This window comes from Jeongeupia sp. USM3 (assembly GCF_001808185.1).
GTDB lineage: Bacteria > Pseudomonadota > Gammaproteobacteria > Burkholderiales > Chitinibacteraceae > Jeongeupia.
In genome coordinates this window covers 1,315,719-1,335,113 of sequence record NZ_CP017668.1, presented here as the reverse complement: position 1 = coordinate 1,335,113, position 19,395 = coordinate 1,315,719, and the positions used below count along the sequence as shown (strand labels likewise).

The 19,395-nt window shown below is 65.1% G+C and carries 17 protein-coding genes; 12 read left to right on the top strand and 5 right to left on the bottom strand.

Going from position 1 to position 19,395, the window contains the following annotated elements; genetic code table 11:
* Positions 1-45: 45 nt before the first annotated feature.
* On the bottom strand, positions 46-921 hold the full coding sequence (locus BJP62_RS06160) for a LysR substrate-binding domain-containing protein (RefSeq protein ID WP_070527863.1): 876 nt from the start codon (positions 919-921) through the stop codon (positions 46-48).
* Positions 922-1,028: 107 nt separating this feature from the next.
* Here BJP62_RS06160 and BJP62_RS06155 point away from each other — a divergent pair, with 107 nt between their 5' ends.
* The 6 genes from BJP62_RS06155 (at position 1,029) to phnX (ending at position 7,054) form a co-directional block, all read left to right on the top strand.
* On the top strand, positions 1,029-2,495 hold the full coding sequence (locus BJP62_RS06155; protein WP_083300746.1) for a PAN domain-containing protein: 1,467 nt from the start codon (positions 1,029-1,031) through the stop codon (positions 2,493-2,495).
* Between the two features lie 161 nt (positions 2,496-2,656).
* The gene (gene phnD / locus BJP62_RS06150) at positions 2,657-3,517 is read left to right on the top strand and encodes a phosphonate ABC transporter substrate-binding protein (RefSeq protein ID WP_083300745.1); all 861 of its coding nucleotides are present in this window, start codon (positions 2,657-2,659) and stop codon (positions 3,515-3,517) included.
* Positions 3,514-4,308: a phosphonate ABC transporter ATP-binding protein gene (phnC, locus tag BJP62_RS06145; RefSeq protein ID WP_070527857.1), complete on the top strand. Its 795-nt coding sequence runs from the start codon at positions 3,514-3,516 to the stop codon at positions 4,306-4,308. Before phnD ends, phnC begins: the two co-directional genes overlap by 4 nt.
* 1 nt (position 4,309) lies before the next feature.
* Entirely contained in the window at positions 4,310-5,131 is an 822-nt protein-coding gene (gene phnE, locus BJP62_RS06140) for a phosphonate ABC transporter, permease protein PhnE (protein ID WP_070527854.1), read from the top strand.
* Between the two features lies 1 nt (position 5,132).
* Positions 5,133-6,224 carry an iron-containing alcohol dehydrogenase PsrA gene (gene psrA, locus BJP62_RS06135; protein WP_070527851.1) on the top strand — a complete coding sequence of 364 codons (1,092 nt, stop codon included), beginning with the start codon at positions 5,133-5,135 and terminating at the stop codon, positions 6,222-6,224.
* A gap of 2 nt (positions 6,225-6,226) precedes the next feature.
* Positions 6,227-7,054: a phosphonoacetaldehyde hydrolase gene (phnX, locus tag BJP62_RS06130; RefSeq protein WP_070527848.1), complete on the top strand. Its 828-nt coding sequence runs from the start codon at positions 6,227-6,229 to the stop codon at positions 7,052-7,054.
* A gap of 117 nt (positions 7,055-7,171) precedes the next feature.
* On the opposite strand, the gene htpG is transcribed toward phnX, so the two are convergent.
* Positions 7,172-9,064: a molecular chaperone HtpG gene (gene htpG, locus BJP62_RS06125; protein ID WP_145927125.1), complete on the bottom strand. Its 1,893-nt coding sequence runs from the start codon at positions 9,062-9,064 to the stop codon at positions 7,172-7,174.
* 179 nt (positions 9,065-9,243) lie between these two features.
* On the bottom strand, positions 9,244-10,383 hold the full coding sequence (locus tag BJP62_RS06120) for a porin (RefSeq protein WP_070527839.1): 1,140 nt from the start codon (positions 10,381-10,383) through the stop codon (positions 9,244-9,246).
* A 225-nt stretch (positions 10,384-10,608) separates the two neighbouring features.
* On the opposite strand from BJP62_RS06120, the gene BJP62_RS06115 reads away from it, so the two are divergent.
* Entirely contained in the window at positions 10,609-11,388 is a 780-nt protein-coding gene (locus BJP62_RS06115; protein WP_070527836.1) for a ParA family protein, read from the top strand.
* A 43-nt stretch (positions 11,389-11,431) separates the two neighbouring features.
* Positions 11,432-12,325 (top strand): response regulator, encoded by an 894-nt coding sequence (locus BJP62_RS06110; RefSeq protein ID WP_070527833.1) that lies wholly within the window; start codon positions 11,432-11,434, stop codon positions 12,323-12,325.
* 64 nt (positions 12,326-12,389) lie between these two features.
* Here the strand turns inward: BJP62_RS06110 and BJP62_RS06105 are convergent, their stop codons facing one another.
* Together BJP62_RS06105 and BJP62_RS06100 are read right to left on the bottom strand one after the other, a co-directional pair.
* Positions 12,390-13,178 (bottom strand): MOSC domain-containing protein, encoded by a 789-nt coding sequence (locus tag BJP62_RS06105; protein WP_070532393.1) that lies wholly within the window; start codon positions 13,176-13,178, stop codon positions 12,390-12,392.
* A gap of 40 nt (positions 13,179-13,218) precedes the next feature.
* Positions 13,219-15,513 carry a DNA internalization-related competence protein ComEC/Rec2 gene (locus tag BJP62_RS06100; protein WP_083300743.1) on the bottom strand — a complete coding sequence of 765 codons (2,295 nt, stop codon included), beginning with the start codon at positions 15,511-15,513 and terminating at the stop codon, positions 13,219-13,221.
* A gap of 57 nt (positions 15,514-15,570) precedes the next feature.
* On the opposite strand from BJP62_RS06100, the gene BJP62_RS06095 reads away from it, so the two are divergent.
* The 4 genes from BJP62_RS06095 (at position 15,571) to BJP62_RS06080 (ending at position 19,395) form a co-directional block, all read left to right on the top strand.
* Complete coding sequence (locus BJP62_RS06095; protein WP_070527830.1) at positions 15,571-16,743, top strand: UbiH/UbiF family hydroxylase; 1,173 nt, start codon at positions 15,571-15,573, stop codon at positions 16,741-16,743.
* Between the two features lie 19 nt (positions 16,744-16,762).
* Positions 16,763-17,497 (top strand): DsbC family protein, encoded by a 735-nt coding sequence (locus BJP62_RS06090; protein WP_070527828.1) that lies wholly within the window; start codon positions 16,763-16,765, stop codon positions 17,495-17,497.
* A gap of 237 nt (positions 17,498-17,734) precedes the next feature.
* Positions 17,735-18,556 (top strand): AbiJ-NTD4 domain-containing protein, encoded by an 822-nt coding sequence (locus tag BJP62_RS06085; RefSeq protein ID WP_070527825.1) that lies wholly within the window; start codon positions 17,735-17,737, stop codon positions 18,554-18,556.
* A gap of 311 nt (positions 18,557-18,867) precedes the next feature.
* On the top strand, positions 18,868-19,395 hold the full coding sequence (locus BJP62_RS06080) for a hypothetical protein (protein ID WP_070527822.1): 528 nt from the start codon (positions 18,868-18,870) through the stop codon (positions 19,393-19,395).

Genomic DNA, 19,395 nt, shown 5'->3' with positions numbered 1-19,395 from the left:
GTTTGCCGTGGCGCGCTCGGCAGGGCGCCATGACCTTGCCGGGCGCTAGCCGGCCGCGCCGCACAGGCCGCTGGCGACATCGAAAAAGGAGCGCAGCAGCAGGCTTTGGCGACGCTCGGTCAGGCAGTAGAGATGCGTCTCGGTGCAGGCCGGATCGCCGACGAGCCGTACCGGCCGCAGCCGTTCGTCCGGAATGTACTCGGCCTCGGAGACCGCGCCGATGCCGATGCCGCGCGCAGCGGCTTCGCGCAGCGCTTCGCGGCTGCCGATTTCCATCGCAATGCGAGGCGTGATGCCGGCTTCCCGCAGGACTTTTTCCAGTGCCAGGCGGGTGGTCGAACCCGCTTCGCGCTGCAGCAGCGGCTGGTCGTGCAATGCGGCCAGCGGCACCGCGTCGCGGCCGGCAAACGGGTGGTCGACATGGACGAACAGGATGACCGGGTGCCGGGCGTAGTCGAGACTGGTCAGGTGCGGCGCATCGTGAAAGCGCGCCAGCACGCCGAGGTCGATGTCATAGTTTTCCAGCGCGGCGAGAATCTCGGCCGAGTTGCCGAGCTGGATCGCCACCTCGATCCGCGGATGGCTCCGGCGGTAGGCATCGACCATTTCGATCACGTGGATCGGGCTGACCGCGCCGACCTTGAGTTCGCCGCGGTTGAGCTCGCCGCAGTCGTGCAGCAGATTGTAGGCCTCGGTTTCCAGCGCGGCCAGCTGGCGGGCAATGGGCAGCAGCTGCTGGCCGACGCTGGACAGTTCGATGCGATGGCCGCGGCGGTGGAACAGCATGACCCGGTGCTGCTGCTCCAGCGCCTGCACCTGGGTGGTCAGCGTCGGCTGGGTCAGCCCCAGCGTGCGGGCGGCGGCGCTGAAGCTGCCGTGCTGGGCCACGGCCAGGAAGGCACGCAGTTTGGCGGCGGACATGTATAGCTCCGATCAATGGGTGCCTGAAAAACCGGATATTGAATCGATGGGATGACAGTCATGTGACCTTCCTACGCTGGTGGCTCCTTTCACCGTATGGAGCCGTCATGCACGTTTCTTCCCCTTCCCCTTCCCCTTCCCCTGTCTGGCGCCGGGCCGGTCTGGCGCTGTGTGCGCTGTGGCTGGCCGGTTTCGCCTCCGCCGGCGTACTCGATGCCTTTGTCCAGACCCCGAATGCCGCGATCCCGGGTCACAACCGCGAGCGGCTGCACAATGCCACGCCGGAAATGTGTGCCACCGCCTGCACCGACAGTGCGCGCGCCGGCTGGTGCGTATCGTTCGATCACCAGCGGGCCGAGCAGTGGTGCGACCTGAGCGACAAGCGCGCGGCCGATGCCGGCGGCCTGAAGACCGATTACCCTGGCAATCCGTACGACCACTACAGCCTCAGGCCCGATCCGCTCAAGGCGTTTTACCGCACGCCCGATGCGGCGATCTCCGGCTACAACAGCGCGCACCTGAGCAATGTGCAGCCGGCCGACTGCGCGGCGGCATGCACCGACACCAGCCGCAGCGGCTGGTGCAAGTCGTTCGACTACTACAAGAGCCAGCAGGCCTGCGATCTGAGCGACAAGCGTGCCGGCGAGGTCGGCGGGCTCAAGACCAGCTATGCCGGCAACCCTTACGACCACTACGCGCTGATCGCCGGGGCGGGGGTGCCGAATCCGCTACCGGGCAACAGGCATGTGTTGCTGATCGGCATCGACGGCCTGCGTGGCGATGCGGTGCTGTGCAGCACCTGCGTAGACACGCCGGCGATGGCCGCGCTGGCCTACGGTGGCGCGTATCACCGCAATGTGCTGGCCGGCGGCAGCCAGGCGACCGTCAGCGGCCCCGGCTGGGCATCGGTGTTCACCGGCTACTGGGCCGACCAGCACGGCGTGACCGGCAACGGCACCGGTCTGGTCATGGGCAAGCCTCACGTCTTCGACCGGATCAAGACCGCCTACCCGACGGCAACGGTGGCGGTGGCCGGTGACTGGTTCAACATCACCCACAACCTCAAGCCGGCCGGTGCCGATTTCGTCGTGGCGAACGCCGAGAAGCATTCGCAGCAGGCCACCGATGCGGTCAAGGGATGGCTGGCTTGGGAAAACGCCCCGACGGCGATCTTCTACTACCTGCACAACGTCGACATCCACGCCGCCAGCTACGACCCGGCCAACGCCCTCTACCGGAGCAAGATCGCGGCCGAGGATGCGCAGATCCAGCAGGTGCTGAACGCACTGGCGGCGCGTCCGAACTACGCCGGCGAGGACTGGCTGATCGTGATCACGTCGGATCACGGCGGCCTGGGCAGCGGTCACGGCGGGCAGTCGGCCAGCGAGCGCAATACCTTGCTGGTGCTCAACAACAGCTATCTGCGCTCGGGCAAGACACCGTACTGCAGCGGCGACCTGAGCGGCACCCCACTGACGCAGATCGACGGCACCACGCCGCACATTCTCGACTTCCTCGGTCTGGCCAACCCGACCCCCGGGCGGAAGCACCCTGCCTGCGGCGCCGGGCGCTAGCGCCCGACGCCCGCCGGCACGGCTGCCGGCGGGCGGTGCATGGCGAATGGGTATTGATGTTCTCAATCGTTTCAGGTCGAAACCTTTATCGAGTCGATGGGTTCGCTGTCACATTCGCTTCTTAAAGTGGCGGCGTTTCCCCCACAACTGGAGTGCATCGCATGAAACGCCTGCTGTCCCGGGCCCGTCTGGCCCTTGTCTCCCTGATGTTGACCGGCCCGTGTCTGGCCGCCCAGCCACTGAGCATCGGCCTGATCCCGGCCGAGGACTCCCAGGCCATGATCGAGTCGAGCCGCCAGGTGCTCGACGCGCTGGAAAAACAGCTGGGTACGCCGGTCAAGCCGTTCGTGGCGACCGACTACAACGGCGTGATCGAAGCGCTGCGCGCCAAAAAACTGGACGTCGCCTACCTCGGGCCGTTTTCCTATGTGCTGGCCAGTTCGGTTGCCGACGTCGAGGCCTTCTCGGTGGCCGTGACCAAGAAAACCGGCCAGAGCGCCTACAAGAGCATCATCATTGCCCGCAAGGACAGCGGCATCAGCACGCCGGCCGAGCTGAAAGGGCGCAACTTTGCCTTCGTCGACCCTAGCTCGGCTTCGGGCCACCTGTTCCCCAAGTCGGGGCTGCAGCAAGCCGGTTTCGATCCGGACAAGCTGTTCGGCCGCGTGCTGTTCTCCGGTTCGCACGATGCGAGCATTCTGGCCGTCGCCAACGGCAAGGTCGACGCCGCCGCCGTGGCCGACCGCATCTTCAATGCCGCGGTCGCCAAGGGCCAGATCAAGGCCGAGGACTTCAAGATCGTCTGGTCGTCGCGGCCGATTCCGGAGTCGCCGATGGTCTGGCGCAAGGACCTGCCGCCGGCGGTCAAGGACAAGCTGGCCAAGGCGCTGGCCAACCTCAAGGACGTGAAGTGGGGTGACCAGGGCATGCTCAACGGCTTCCAGCCGACCAATGACGCGGCGTATGACGTGGTTCGCGATACCGCCAAGGTGCTCAAGCTCGACCTGCGGAGCATGAAGTGATCCGCGTCCGCGAGCTGCACAAGCAGTACGGCGGCAACGCCGTATTGCGCGGGGTCGACTTCGACGCCGCACCGGGCGAGTTCGTCGTCATCCTCGGCCAGTCCGGCGCCGGCAAGTCGACGCTGCTGCGTTGCCTGAACGGGCTGGTCCGGGCGGATGGCGGCGAGTTGCGGATCGACGATCTGGACGTGATGGGTTGCCGCGACCTGCGCCTGCTGCGCCGCCACGTGGCGATGATCTTCCAGCATCACTGCGTGGTACCGCGGCTGTCGGTGCTGAAAAACGTGCTCACCGGCCGGCTCGGTTCGCTGCCGACGCTGAGTTCGGTGCTGCAGCTGTTCCGCGGCGAGGACGTGGCGCTGGCGATGGACTGCCTCGACCGCGTCGGGCTGGCGCACAAGGCCCGGCAGCGTACCGATTCGCTCTCGGGCGGGCAGATGCAGCGTGTCGGCATCGCCCGGGCACTGGCGCAGCGGCCCAAGGTCATCCTGGCCGACGAGCCCGTCGCCAGCCTCGATCCGCATACGGCCCGCATGGTGCTGCAGTACCTGCGCGATGCCTGCCGCGAGCTGGGCATTACCGTGCTGTGCAATCTGCATCAGGTCGAATACGCCCGCGAATTCGGCGACCGTGTCGTCGGTCTTGCCGCCGGCCGGGTGATGTTCGACTGCTGGCCGGAAGAGCTGACCGAAGCCGACCTGCACCGGCTGTATACCGGCAACGAGCAGTCGATCGACCTGGCGGCCAACGAGCCGGCACTGCCGTCGCCGGTTCTGGAACGGAGCGCCTGAGATGAATGAAGCCAATCGTTATCGCTGGGTGGTCGACCTGCCGCAGACACCGCGTGGCTGGAGCCTGCTGCTGGCCGGATTGATCGCTGCGTTGTGGCTGCTGCACTGGAGCGCACAGGGCGCGCAACTGAGCTGGCGCGAACTGATCGCCGGCACGCCGCAGATCGTCGATTTCATCGGCCGCACCGTGCCGCCCGATCCGGGCATCCTGGCGCGGCTGGTACAACCGGCAGTGGAAACCGTCCAGATCGCCGTCTGGGGCACGCTGCTCGGGATCATGGCCGCCGTGCCGCTGTCGTTCTTCGCCGCACGCAATATGCACATGCCGGGCTGGCTGTACCAGCTTACCCGGCAGGGGCTGAACGTCACGCGCAGCATCAACGAGCTGATCCTTGCGCTGGTGTTCGTGTCGGCCGTCGGTCTGGGGCCGTTCCCCGGTGTGCTGGCGCTGGCGCTGCATGGTGCCGGCATGCTCGGCAAGTTTTTCGCCGAGGCGATCGAGGAGATCGACGAAGGCCCGCTGCAGGCGCTGCGCTCGACCGGCGCCCGGCCGCTGCAGGTGATCGTGTTCGGCGTCCTGCCGCAGGTGATCACCGGCTGGATCGCCGTGGTGCTGTACCGCTTCGAGGTCAACCTGCGTTCGGCCACCGTGCTGGGCATGGTCGGCGCCGGCGGGCTGGGGTTCGAGCTGGTCGGCAGTCTCAAGCTGTTCAAGTACCAGGAAACGGCGACCTGCATCATCGTCATCACCGTCATGGTCATCGCCGCGGACATGGTTTCGAGCCAGTTGCGCCGGCTGATCCGCGAGAAGGGGCAACACTGAGATGTGGCATTACAACAATCCGGTGGTCGTGCATGCCGGTACCGGCAGCCTCGAACGTCTGCCGGCCTTGCTGGGCGCGCGCCGCGCCATCCTGATCGCCTTTCCCGAAGCGCACGTGCTCGGTCTGGTCGGACGGGTGCAGACCCTGCTCGGTGCACGGCTGGTCGCCGTCGAAACCGACGTCCGGCCCAATCCGGATGTCGCCTGGCTGGCGCCGATGTACGAGCGGCTCTGGCGCGAGCATGCCGACGCCGACTGCGTGATCGCGCTGGGCGGCGGCAGCAGCATTGATTGCGCCAAGGCCATGCTGACCGTGACGAAATCCGGCCGTTTCGACGAACTGCTTGCACACCTGAACGGCGCGCCACTCGCCGACGCCGGCCGCCATCGCGCGCTGATCGCGATTCCGACCACCGCCGGCACCGGCAGCGAAGTGACGCCGTGGGCCACGCTGTGGGATGCCGAAGCGGGGCGCAAGCATTCGCTGCACCTGCCGTGGACCTGGCCGGAAGCGGCGCTGATCGACCCGGCGCTGATGCTCAGCCTGCCGCACGGCGCCACGCTCGCCAGCGGTCTCGATGCGCTGTCGCACGCGTTCGAGTCCTTGTGGAACGTGCACCGGAATCCGGTCTCCGCCGCGCTCGCGGTCAGCGCCGCGCGCCAGATCGTCGCAACGCTGCCGGCACTGCTGCGCGCACCGCAGGACCTGCGCCTGCGCGAAGTGCTGGCACACGCCGCGCTGCTCGCCGGCATGGCGTTTTCCAACACCAGGACCGCGCTGGCGCACTCGCTGTCGTACGACATCACGCTGCAGCGGGGCACCGCCCACGGTATCGCCTGCTCGTTCAGTCTGCCGCGCATCCTGAGGCTGGCGTTCGGCCGAGATCCCGGCGTCGATGCCCAGTTGCTGGCGATCTTCGGCGCTGCGGATGCCGGGGCCGCGGTGGCCGCGCTGGAGCGCTTTCTCGCCGAGCTGGGCGTCAGCACCGATCCCGCCGACTACGGCATTGCCCACGACGATTGGGACCGTCGGGTCGGACTGGCACTGACCGGCCCGAGAGGCCGCAATTTCCTTACCGTTTCCGAGGTCTGAACATGAATGCACCACTCACTTCCGTACTGCCGTTGCAGGCGGTGATCTTCGACTGGGCCGGCACTCTGGTCGATTACGGTTCGCTCGCGCCGACGCAGATCTTCGTCGAAGCGTTTGCCAGCTTCGGCATTACCGTGACGCTGGCACAGGCCCGTGGCCCGATGGGCTTGTCCAAGCGCGACCACATCCGCAGCTTGCTGGCCGATCCGGCCATCCAGCAGCAGTGGCAGCAGCGCTTTGGCGCCGCGTCGGCCGACGCCGACATCGACGCGATCTATGAACGCTTCATGCCGATGCAGATCGCCAAGGTCGGCCAGTACTCGCAACCGATTCCCGGAGCCATCGACACGCTGGCCTGGCTGCGCGGGCAGGGGCTGAAGATCGGCTCGTGCTCCGGTTATCCGCGCCAGGTGCTGGACGTGCTGCTGCCGCTGGCCAGGGTACAGGGCATCGAACCCGACCATGTCGTGGCCGGTGACGATCTGGCGGCCGGCGGCCGGCCGGGGCCGTGGATGGCGCTGGCGAACGTCATTGCGCTGGCGGTCGGCGATGTCGGCCGGTGCGTGAAGGTCGACGACACGGTGCCGGGCATCCTCGAAGGCCGCAACGCCGGGATGTGGTGTGTGGGGCTGACGCTGTCGGGCAACGAGGTGGGCTGCACCGAACAGGAAGTGGCGGCAATGCCGGCCGAAGAGCGCAGCGCGCGGCGCAAGCAGGCTGCTGCCAGACTGTCCGCGGCCGGCGCGCATTATGTGATCGACTCGGTCGCCGACCTGCCTGCCGTGCTGCAGCAGATTGCACAGCGCTGCCGGGCGGAAGGGCATCGCTGAGGCCGGAGCGGCTCCGCCAGCGACGCACACGACAATGCCCCGGTCCTGCGACCGGGGCATTGTCGTATCCCGCTTGGCCGGCCTTCACCGCCAAGGGTGTCGGCCAGCCATGAGGGCTTAGTGCTGCATGGCCAGCATCAGGCCGTTCAGCCGCTTCACGAAGCCGGCCGGATCGTCGAGCTGGCCGCCTTCGGCCAGCAGCGCCTGGTCGTAGAGCAGGTGGGTCCAGTCGCCGAAGCGCTCGCCTTCAAGCTCCGCCTTGAGCTTCTGCACCAGCGGGTGGGCCGGGTTCAGTTCGAGGATGGGCTTGGCGCCGCCGACATCCTGGCCGGCCGACTTCAGCAACCGCTCGAGGTTGGCGCTCATGTCGTGGTTTTCGACCACGAGGCAGGCCGGGCTGTCGGTCAGCCGGGTGGTGACGCGCACATCCTTGATCTGGCCGTCGAGCGTGGTCTTGACCTTGTCGAGCACGGTCTTGAACTCGGTCTCGGCGGCTTCCTGCTGCTGCTTTTCTTCCTCGTCGGCAAAGGCGTCGAGCTTGAGCTCGCCCTTGGCGACCGATTGCAGCTTCTTGCCGTCGAACTCGGTCAGGCTCGATGCAAACCACTCGTCGACGCGATCCGACAGCAGCAATACCTCGATGCCCTTCTTCCTGAACACTTCGAGGTGCGGGCTGTGCTGCGCGGCGGCAAAGGTGTCGGCGGTGATGTAGTAGATCGCGTCCTGGCCCTCCTTCATCCGGCCGATATAGTCGGCGAGGCTGACGTTCTGCTCGTCGCCGTCGTTCGCGGTCGAGGCGAAGCGGGCGAGGCCGGCGATCCGGTCCTTGTTGACGAAGTCCTCGCCGACGCCTTCCTTGAGCACCTTGCCGAACGCCTGCCAGAACATGGCGTAGTCGTCCGGGCGGTTGTCGCGCAGGTCTTCGAGCAGGCCCAGCACCTTCTTGACGCAGCCGGTCTTGATCGCCTCGACGTCACGGCTCTGCTGCAGGATCTCGCGCGAAACATTCAGCGGCAGGTCGGCCGAGTCGATCACGCCGCGTACGAAGCGCAGGTATTGCGGCATGAGCTTCTCGGTGTCTTCCATGATGAAGACGCGCTTCACATAGAGCTTCACGCCGTGGCGGCGCTCGCGCTCGTACAGGTCGAACGGCGGCTGCTTCGGGATGTACAGCAGCTCGGTGTATTCCTGCCGGCCCTCGATGCGGGCGTGGCTCCACGCCAGCGGCTCGTCCCAGTCGTGCGAGACGTGCTTGTAGAATTCCTTGTACTGCTCGTCGCTGATCTCGCTCTTGCTGCGCGTCCACAGCGCATTGGCCTGGTTGACCGCTTCGAACTCGCCCGACGGCGGCAACGGTTTGCCTTCGTCGTCGTGTTCGGCGGGCTTGGCCATCAGGATCGGCAGGTTGATGTGGTCCGAGTAGCGGGTGATCACGCTGCGCAGGCGCCAGTCGTTGAGGAATTCGTCCTCGCCTTCCTTCAGGTGCAGGACGATTTCGGTGCCGCGGCCGGCCTTTTCGACGTCTTCGAGCGTGTATTCGCCGTCGCCGAGCGACTCCCAGCGCGTTGCGGCGGTTTCGCCGGCGCGGCGCGTGGTCAGCGTGACCTTGTCGGCGACGATGAAGGCCGAGTAGAAGCCGACGCCGAACTGGCCGATCAGGTGCGAGTCCTTGGCCGAGTCGCCGGTCAGCTGGCTGAAGAATTCCTTGGTGCCCGAGCGGGCGATGGTGCCGATATGGGCGACGACCTCGTCGCGGCGCATGCCGATGCCGTTGTCGGCAATGGTGATCGTGCGCGCATCCTTGTCGAACGAGACCCTGATGTTCAGCTCGCCGTCGCCCTCGTAGAGGTCGGTGTGCTGGGTCGCCTCGAAGCGCAGCTTGTCGCAGGCGTCCGAAGCGTTCGAGACCAGCTCGCGCAGGAAGATTTCCTTGTTCGAGTACAGCGAGTGGATCATCAACTGCAGCAGCTGCTTGACCTCAGCCTGAAAGCCCAGTGTTTCCTTGCTCATGGGTGCTCCTTGCATTCAAAACGGTCGGGGGCTTGGCCCCGGAGTGGGGAAGAACGTGGGGGCGTGATGTCCCTTTTCAAGGCAGGGTCAATCAGCGGCATGACGGTGGCGCCAAACGCAAAAACGGAGCCCGAAGGCTCCGTTCTCGTTGACGCCACTTCCAAACGATCGGTGATCGGTTAGAAGTAGGTACGCACACCCAGGATACCGCGTTGGGTGTCTTGACCCGCTTCGGTAGCGCTGTAGTTGTACAGATCGTCGTCGGCGCTGTACGACGAGTTTTCGTCGTTCTTCACGTAGCGGTATTCGGCGTACGCGAAGGTGTTCTTCGACATGTGGTAGTTGTACCGCAGCGAAAGCGCTTGAGCACCCGAGTCGGACGGTGCGCTGCCACCCTTCAGGTCGTCCAGGTAGGTGTACGCGGCGTACACGTCGTGACGGCCCTGGTTGTACGACAGCATCAGGTTGTACATGTTCTGATGGTAATCAGCACCGGCGTCCAGCGCCTGGCCACCGTAGGTAGCGCCAGCGGTATTCGGGGTGAATTCCATGTACTTGTAGCCGCCGGTCACGCCGAAGCCGTTCTGGAACTTGTACTGCACGCCGACGTAAGCGGTCTGGCTGTCGGTATCGTCCGAACCGCCGTTCAGGCTGTTGCCGTACTGGTAGGAACCGTCGGCTTGCTCGTACGAAGCACCTGCGGTTGCATCCTTGGTGCCGTCGAAGCCTTGACGACCCTGGTAGCCGCCCAGAACCTTCAGGCCGCCGTTGGTGTAGGTACCGGCAACGTCGTAACCGTTGCTGCTGGACTTGCCAGTGCTCTGGTTCTCGAGAATGTAGTCGGCCGACAGCTGGAAGCCGCCGAACACCGGGCTGGTGTAGCCGACGATGTTGTCAGCACGCTGATCCATGCCGCGACCGTAGTCGGAGAAGAACCAGTCAGCACCGGTATCGCCGTACAGATCGTCGGTCAGTGCGTACACGCCGGTACGGAACTTACCGACGCGAACGGTACCGAAGTCGCCTTCCAGGCCGCCGTATGCATCGCGGTTGCCCCAGGTCGCCGAAGTTGCGCCGTCGGCGTTGATGTTGTTGACTTCCTGGTTCAGGGTCCAGATGAAGTTCATGCCGTTGTCGAGCTTGTCACGGCCGCTGAAATCGATTTCGCCTTGGTACTTGACGGCGCCTTGGGTGCTGTCGCCGGTGTCGCGTGCTTGAACACCGAAGTCAGCCTTACCGCTGATGGTTACTTCTGCCTGTGCAAGGCCTGCGGCGCCGAATGCCAGAGCGATGGCGAGAGCTGCATGCTTCATTTTCATTTGGTTTTTCTCCTTCGAGGGAAAGGGTCTTTGCACGTCCGGTTCGAAACTCCCGAACCACGCTGTGCAGTCTACGAACCCCGCGAAAGCGAATCCGGTAACTATTTCCACTATTGAATCGGTAATTATTACTGCCGCATGGCAAGGCTTCGTCCCTTACGCGCGCGCGGAAACGTGCGTGCTATATTTGCTGCGGCGCAATCGGCGTCTTGGCAGGATTCAGCGATGCTTCGTCGGGTGGTTTTCAACCAGAAGGGCGGCGTGGGCAAGTCCACGATCTCGGTCAACCTTGCCGCGGCTGCGGCGCAGGCCGGCCGGCGCGTGCTGGTCGTCGATCTCGACCCGCAGGGCAATGCCAGCCGCTACCTGCTCGGCGATGCGCTCGAATCCGCCACGCCGACGCTGGCCGGCTTCTTCGATCAGGTACTCAATTTCAGCTTATACGCCAAGCCGACCTCGGCCTTCGTGCATCCGACGCCATTTGCCGGACTGTCGGTCATGGTCTCCGATCCGGAGATCGCCGAGCTCGAGGGCAAGCTCGAATCGCGCCACAAGATCTACAAGCTCAGGGAAGCGCTGGCCGAGCTGGCCGGCGATTTCGACGAGGCATGGATCGATACCCCGCCGGCGCTGAATTTCTTCACGCTTTCGGCACTGATCGCCGCCGATGGCTGCCTGATTCCGTTCGATTGCGATGCATTCTCGCGCCACGCGCTGCTGTCGCTGATCGGCCGGGTCGACGAGATCCGCGCCGACCACAACGCCGGGCTGGCAATCGAAGGCATCGTCGTCAACCAGTTCCAGCCGCGTGCGAGCCTGCCGGTGCGCATGGTCGAGGAACTGGCCGAGCAGGGGCTGCCGCTGTTGCCGACGCGGCTGTCGAGCTCGGTCAAGGTGCGCGAATCGCACGAGCGCTCGGTCCCGCTGCCTTTCCTCGACGCACGCCACAAGCTGGCGGTCGAGTTCACGTCGCTGTACGCCGATCTGGCCGGTACACGGGCTTGACGGGTATGCTGTCGGCTAACGGTTAGCAGACAGGGAGAAGACATTGCCGGACGCCCGTATCCTCGTCGTCGACGACGAACCGTTCAATCTGGAAATCCTCGGCGAACACCTGACCGACGTCGGCTACGAGGTCGTCACCGCCGAGGACGGCGAGGCGGCGTGGTCGCTGCTGACGCACGACCGCGATTTCGACGCGATCCTGCTCGACCGGATGATGCCGCGCATGGATGGCATGGCCCTGCTCGCGCGGCTGAAGCAGTCCGAGCTGAACCAGGTGCCGGTGATCATGCAGACCGCCGTCGGCGCCGCCGAAAACGTCCGCGAGGGCCTGGCCGCCGGCGCCTACTATTACCTGATCAAGCCGTTCCAGCGCGACATGCTGCTGGCCATTGTCGCCGCAGCGGTCAAGTTCTTCCGCGAAAAGCGCCAGCTCGAGACGCAGCTCGAGGCCCAGGCGTCGACGTACCGGCTGCTCGAGCGCGGCGAATTCCGCTTTCGCACGCTCGACGAGGCGCGCCAGCTGACCCTGCTGCTGTCGAACGCCTGTCCGGAGCCGCAACGCGTCGCGGTCGGCCTGTCCGAGTTGCTGATCAACGCGGTCGAGCACGGCAATCTGGGTATCAGCTACACCGACAAGACCCGCCTGCTGCAGCAGGGGCGCTGGCAGGAGGAGATCGAGACCCGGCTGCAGAGCGCCGATTTCCGCCGCCGCAATGTCCACGTCGCGTTCGAGAAACGCGCCGACGCGCTGGTGTTCACGATCACCGACGAGGGCGACGGCTTCGATTGGCAGCCTTTCCTCGAGTTTTCCCCCGAGCGTGCGTTCGATCCGCACGGTCGCGGCATTTCGATGGCGCGGATGCTGTCGTTCGACAGCGTCGACTATCAGGGGCGCGGCAATGCGGTGATCGCGAGGGTACGGATCGCCGGCGACTGAGCGCGCGCGCTGGCCATGCCATCGAGAACCCCGGCCCAGGCCGGGGTTTTTTGTTGGATGCCGGTCAGGCCAGCACTTCGACCGGCATGCCGACGGCGATCTCGCCGGCCGTTTCGGCGATGACGTTCTGGCCGAACAGCACGCCGCCTTCGCCCTTGCGGCGCTTGGCCAGCGTGCGCAGCGGCTCCTGATCGGCCGATTTCTCCCCGGTGTCCGGGTCGACCGTCGTGAACACGCAGCGCGTGCATGGCTTGACCATGCGCAGCACCACGTCGCCGATGCGGATGCGTGTCCAGCCGTCTTCGGCGAAGGCATCAAAGCCGTCGACGACGAGATTGGGGCGGAAGCGCGCCATCGCGAAATCCTGGCCGGCCCAGTCGGACAACTGCCGGCGCGAGGCCTCGCCGATCAGCAGCAGCGGGTAGCCGTCGGCAAACGACAGCGGGATGTCCGGATGGTGCTTGACCCGGCGCTGGCTCTCGTCGCCGGTGTACAGCAGCCGCGCCTCGGTGCCGAGATAGCCGGACAGCCAGCGATCGGCCTCGAGCGGGCCGTGCCAGGCGCCGAATTCGTCCTTCCACACCTGCGCCGGATGCGCGCTATCGAACGCCGCGCGGGGGACGGTCAGCGTCGGCATGCCCGGCGCGTTCAGCGTCAGGCTCGTGGTGCCGACGTCGGCGCGGACGCGAACCAGTTGCGGCCAGTCGCGTCCGGTCATGAAGCGGCCGTTGCGGTCGGCGACCAGCCAGGCGCGGTCGTCGGGCAGGCCGGTCGGGCCGATCGCGCTGTGCGTCAGGGCTTCGCCGTGGATCGATTTCACCGGGTAACGGTACAGTGCGCTCAGGGTCGGCATGGTCGGGCTTTGCATGGGGATGGCGAGAGTGCCGACTCTATCAGTCGGCGGGGCCGCTGTTCAGTGACAGTTGCCCGCCGGCCCCGGCCGACCAGTAACGGCGGTGCCCGGCACGCCAGCGATGCACGCTTAGGCCGCTGCCGACGTCGAAGGTGACCGCGCCGTCCTGGTCGGTGCGCAGGATCGTACTGCCGGCACCGGCGTAGCGTTCGACGACGTGCGGGTGCGGATGGCGGAAGCGGTTCAGGTAGCCGCTGGAAAACACCACCCAGTGCGGCGCTGTCGCGTCGACCAGCGCTTGCGACGATGACGAACGGCTGCCGTGATGCGGTGCGACGACGATGTCGGCCGGCGAAAGCCCTTGCGACACGAGGCCGGCTTCCTCGTGGCGGCCGATGTCGCCGGGCAGCAGCAGCGTGCGGTCCGCCGCACTGCGGATGCGCAGGGTGCAGCTTCTCGCATTGTCGCTGGCCGCGGCCAGCCCGGCCGCCGGCCAGAGCACGTCGAAACGCACGCCGTCCCAGGTCCACGTCTGCCCGGCGCTGCAGTCGCGGTGCATCGTGGCGGCTGCGCGCGCCGGATGGCCCGGTGGCAGCGTCGAATGCAGCTGTCCGACGGCCAGCGCCTGCAACACCGCCTCGGCGCCGCCGCTATGGTCGTTGTCGTCGTGTGACACGGTCAGCGTGTCGATCCGCCGGATGCCGAGCGCGCGCAGCGCCGGCAGCAGCGCACGGTCGCTCGCGCCCGGCGGCCCGGTGTCGTACAGCAGGGTGTGCGAGCGCGTCTGTACCAGCACCGCCAGGCCCTGGCCGACGTCGATCACCGTTGCGCGGAATGTGCCGTGTTCAAGCGTTGCCGCCGGTGGCGCGAGCAGCGGCAGCAACAGCACCGGCGCATACAGCCGGCCCGGCAGGCCGCGGGGCGACAGCCACAGCACGACGCCGAGCGCCGCCGGCAGCCACGCCCACGCCGGCGGTGCCGCCACCGTCAGCACCGGCGCTTGGGCGCACAGCTGCAGGTAGCGGTCGGTCAGCGCGAACGCGCGCTCGGCCAGCCACGGCAGGCTGCCGGTCGGATCGAGCACGCCGGCCAGTGCCAGCGGCGTGACGACCATGCTGACCAGCGGAATCGCCACGGCATTGGCAAGCGGCGACACCAGCGGCAGTTGCTGGAACACCAGCGCAAGTACCGGGAAGCTCGCCAGCGTGGCAACCCATTGCGCGCCGATCCAGCCGTGCCAGCGCGGCGCCTCGCCGAGCGTCGCGGCACAGCCGTAGAGCAGGGCGCCGACGGTGAGGAAGGACAGCCAGAAGCCGACCGACAGCACCGAGAACGGATCGAACAGCACGACCGCTGCCAGTGCGACCAGCCAGGTCACCAGCGGCGTTCCGCTGCGGCCGCGCCAGAGCCCGGCGGCGGCGATCAGCAGCATCAGCAGGGTGCGCTGCGTCGGCACGCTCAGGCCGGACAGCACGCTGTAGCCGAGCGCGGCGAGCACGCCGGCGGCCAGCGCCGCGCGTTGCGCCGGAACGCGTGCGGCCAGCCAGGGCACGCGGCGCCAGCCGAGGTTGACCAGACCGCCGAGCAGCGTTGCCCACAGCGTGATGTGCAGCCCCGAGACGCTGATCAGGTGGGTGACACCGGTTGCGGCAAAGCGCTGCCACTGGTCCTTCGGCACGCCGCCCTGATCGCCGATCGCCAGCGCGACGATCACGCCGGCATACGGCGCGTCGCCGAGCTGGCGGTGCAGGCGGTCGCGCAAGGCGTCGCGCAGCCGGTCGACGCCGGCCTGCCAGGCGTGACCGGGCAGGCGCTCGGCAGCTTTGACGCTGGCGGTTGCGCCGATTCCCTCGGTCAGCAGCCAGCGCTCCAGATCGAAGCCGCCGGGGTTGGCCAGGCCGTGCGGGCGCTTCGGCCTGAGCGTCAGCCGCCAGCGCTCGCCGGTACGTGGCTGCAGCCGGTCGCCGTAGCTGCTGACCTGGACGCGTTCGGGCAGCCCTGGCGGATCGCTGTGTTCGACGACGAGGGTAAATCGCCAGCCGTAGCGGTTTTGCTGCGGCAGACCGGCGATATGGCCGTCGGCGACGACGCTCTGCTGCTCGAGCGCCGCCGGCAGGCGATCGGCCAGCCGCCACCGGGCGCGCAGGTCGGCGTAGCCAAAGCCGGCGCAGACGGCCAGCACCAGCATGGCAAGCGGGCGCCAGCGCACCGAGCCGAGCGGGACCATCGCCAGCGAGGCGACGAACAGCGGCTGCCACAGCGGCGGTAGCACGGGAAGCGCCTGCAGCGCGCAGACACCGGTGACGAAGGCGATGAGGATCAGGCAGGAAAGCACGCATCAGCGTAGATGCGGCATTTCATTCGGGCAAACCGGCCTGCTACACTCTGCGCCATGCATTACGACGCAGATATCCTGATCATCGGCGGTGGCCTTGTCGGAACCGCACTGGCCGCGGCACTGGCGCCGGGCGGGCATTCGGTGCTGCTGCTCGAAGGCCGTACGCCGCAGACCGAGGCGCCGAGCGCGCAGTGGGACAACCGTGTCTACGCGATCAGCCGCGCCAGCGAGAAGCTGCTGCGCGAGATCGGCGCGTGGCAACGGCTCGACATCGACCGAATCCAGCCGGTTTCGCAGATGCGGATCACCGGCGACGACGGCCGCAGCGGGCTGAAGTTCGATGCACTCGATGCCGGCATCGACGCGCTGACGACGATCCTCGAAAGCGGCAATCTGCAGGCCGCGCTGTGGCAGACCGCGCTGGCGGCGCCGAATGTCGGCGTTCTGGCGCCGGCCGAGCCGACCGCGTTTGCCCACGACGCCGACGGTGTTACCGTCTCGCTCGCCGATGGCCGCGTGCTGCGCGCCCGGCTCGCGGTCGGTGCCGACGGCGCCAGCTCGTGGCTGCGCCGCAGCGCCGGGATCGACAGCACCGCACGCGCGTACGAACAGTGGGGCGTCGTCGCCAATTTCGAGACCGAGCGGCCGCACTATGGCGTCGCACGGCAATGGTTCTTCGACGACGGCATCCTCGCCTGGCTGCCGCTGGCCGGCAAGCGCATCTCGATCGTCTGGTCGTGCGTCGAGGCGCGCAAGGATGAACTTCTGGCGCTGCCGGCAGCCGAACTCGACGCCAGGGTGGCCGCGGCCGGTGGTCGGGCGCTGGGCGAGCTGCGCTGCATCACGCCGGCGGCGGCATTCCCGCTGCGGCTGACGCATGTGCGCGAACTCGTGCGCGAAGGCGTGGCGCTGGTCGGCGACGCCGCGCACACGGTGCATCCGCTGGCCGGGCAGGGGGTCAACCTCGGTTTCGGCGACGTGGCCGAGCTGGCGAAGCTGCTGGCGGCCACCGAGACGCGACTGCTCGGTGACCGGCTCAACCTGCGCCGTTACGAGCTGGCGCGGCGCGAAGCGATTTACCTGATGCAGGGCGCGTGCGACGGCCTGCAGAAGCTGTTCAACAACCGCAACCCGATTTTGAAAACGCTGCGAAACGCCGGGCTGGGCCTGACCGATTCGCTTCCCTGGATCAAGCAGCAGTTGATACGCCACGCGATGGACGCGTGAACGCTACAAAGGAAACCGCATGAAGTTGACCCGCATCACCAAGAGTCTGGCCGTCATCGGCATGGTCGCCCTGACCGCGTGCTCGGCACAGGCCGACAGCAAAACCGACGTGAAGCAGATCCGCGACAAGCTGGCGCCGACGCTGCAGGGGCGCGAGATCACCGCGGTGAACCCGAGCCCGATCAAGGGCGTGTACGAAGTGGTGATCGCCAACCGCCAGATCGTCTACACCGACGCCAAGGCCAACTTCGTCATCGTCGGCGACATGGTTGACGTGGCCAAGAAGGAAAGCGTCACCGAGCGCCGCATGGCCGAACTGATGAAGACCGACTTCAGCAAGCTGCCGCTGGATCAGGCGATCAAGGAAGTGCGCGGCAACGGCGCGCGCAAGCTGGCGGTGTTCTCCGACCCGGACTGCCCGTTCTGCAAGCGGCTCGAGCAGGAAAGCCTGAAGGGTGTCGACAATGTCACCATCTACACCTTCCTGTTCCCGCTCAACATCCACCCGGACGCCGAGCGCAAGTCGAAGCTGATGTGGTGTGCCGACGACAAGGCGGCCGCATGGAGCAACTTCATGAACAACGGCAAGCTGCCGGAAGGCAAGGCCGATTGCGCCAACCCGATCGAGAAGAACCTGGCGCTGGGCGAATCGCTCGGCATCACCGGCACGCCGGCGCTGATCTTCGGCAACGGCCGCATCGTCTCCGGCGCGATTCCGCGCCAACAGATCGAACAGCTGCTCGACGGCAAGTAATCGCAACTGCTGTGGCGAAAAAGCCCACCGAACGGTGGGCTTTTTTGTATTTTTCTGTCTGACTGATAGTTGTAAGTCGTGCTCCACGGAGGCCACTACGTGTACACTTTTAGGCAGTAAATTGTTGAATTTATGAAAGAATGTGGCGTGTTGCAGGTGTTATCGGATATGTCGAATATATTTTCATTTGTCGTGTTATGCGCCATGGTGCATACACCACGTTAGGTATCTTCCAAGATGCAGTCATTTAGCCAGCGAAAAGGTCTGAAGCCAGTTTCGGAAATCATCCAAGCTGATTCTATGAACAGCGACCTTCGCAATTCGATTTGGAATGCCCTAGACGTTGCACTCTGGTCAACGACGGGATTTCTTTGGAAACAGTACGGTGTCCCTGGAATGGAGCCACTGAGCAGGGCGCTCTGGTTCAATCACTTTAAAAAGCCGCTGGACTCGCGGCCTGATAGCAAGCAGCGGGTACTGGCGGCGCTTCGCAAGTATTTCTTTGAATGTGAGTGGTTCGAAGCATATGACTTTCTTGAATTCATCCTCAAATTTTACGAACATTCAAATTCACGTCTGATCGATTTTGTGAACGGCATACTTGAACGAGAACTATCCGCCTATCGCTTTGTTTCGGGTCATTTGTCTGACATCACAGACGCCCAAGAACTCGCGATGTTGAACGACGCCCTCTTGGATTCACGATTTGCCGGAACCACGGCACATCTCCAGAGAGGGTTCGAGTTGTATGCTGATCGCGAAAGACCCGATTACAGAAATTCGATCAAAGAGTCTATTTCTGCAGTTGAGAGTATGGCTAGGATTGTTGCCGAGAGCCCGAAGGCAACGCTGGCCGATGCTCTCAAAGCAATCGAGAAACGCGGGGCGTTACATCCAGCATTGAAGGACGGTTTCGTCAAGCTCTATGGTTATACAAGCGACGAAGGCGGTATCCGTCATGCCATGCTCGATGAACCGAATCTCACGCAATCGGACGCGCGCTATTTTCTGTTGTCGTGTACTTCGTTCATCAATTACCTGAAAGCACAACTGGTGTGACGCGACCCCTCCCTATCATTCCACCGTATCTGTGCGAAAAGACCCGCAGGCGGGTAAATTCAGCCCGTAGGTTGGGCTGAATGAAATGAGGCCCAACGCTCAATCCATCACTTTATGGGGCGTTGAATCATGCGCTCTCGACGGGCTCGTTTGAAAGGCGGTGCTTATTTTAGGCCAAACTGGCTGACTGCACGTCAAGACAGACTGACCTGCCATATTTTTCAAGTAGGGCGGGGTGAGTGTCAACGTTGGACTTCATTTTATTCGGTCCAATCTACGTGCTGGTGTATGGATAGCAGGATTTATTTCTGATGGGTTCAGATTTGCAGGTTCAGCGTTTCACAACAGGCTGGCGTCTTGTATTCCTGATGCAGCTGATGCTGCTCGGCGTTTGCGTGTGGATGTCCTGGGATGTTTATTATGATCCGTATGGCGGGTTTTATCAGGATCTGCCCGGCATTATTCTTTTCAATTTTTGTTTCTTTTTCATGAGTTTCGTGATCGCTGCCGGTATTGGTGTTCAGCGAGTCTGGCTGGATCGGGGGCGGAAGAAACTGGTTTATGCCAATTATTCGACCTGCCATCGCTGGAAGGAAGTCGATGTTGCCGATGTCCAGCGTGTTTCCATATGGTCAGCCTCGCGCTCGACGGAGGCGCTGGTGGACTCGCTGCTTGTCGTCGTCCGTTCCCACCAGCCGGATCGGCCGCCTGCAGGGGTGACATTGTTGGACTACCGGATTACGCCCGTGAACAGGAAAAGCCATTCGCCGCTGTTTGTCGCGGTCATTGATTTCATCAGGGAGTCGAATCCGGACTCCGATCTTCCAGTCTTGCAGTAG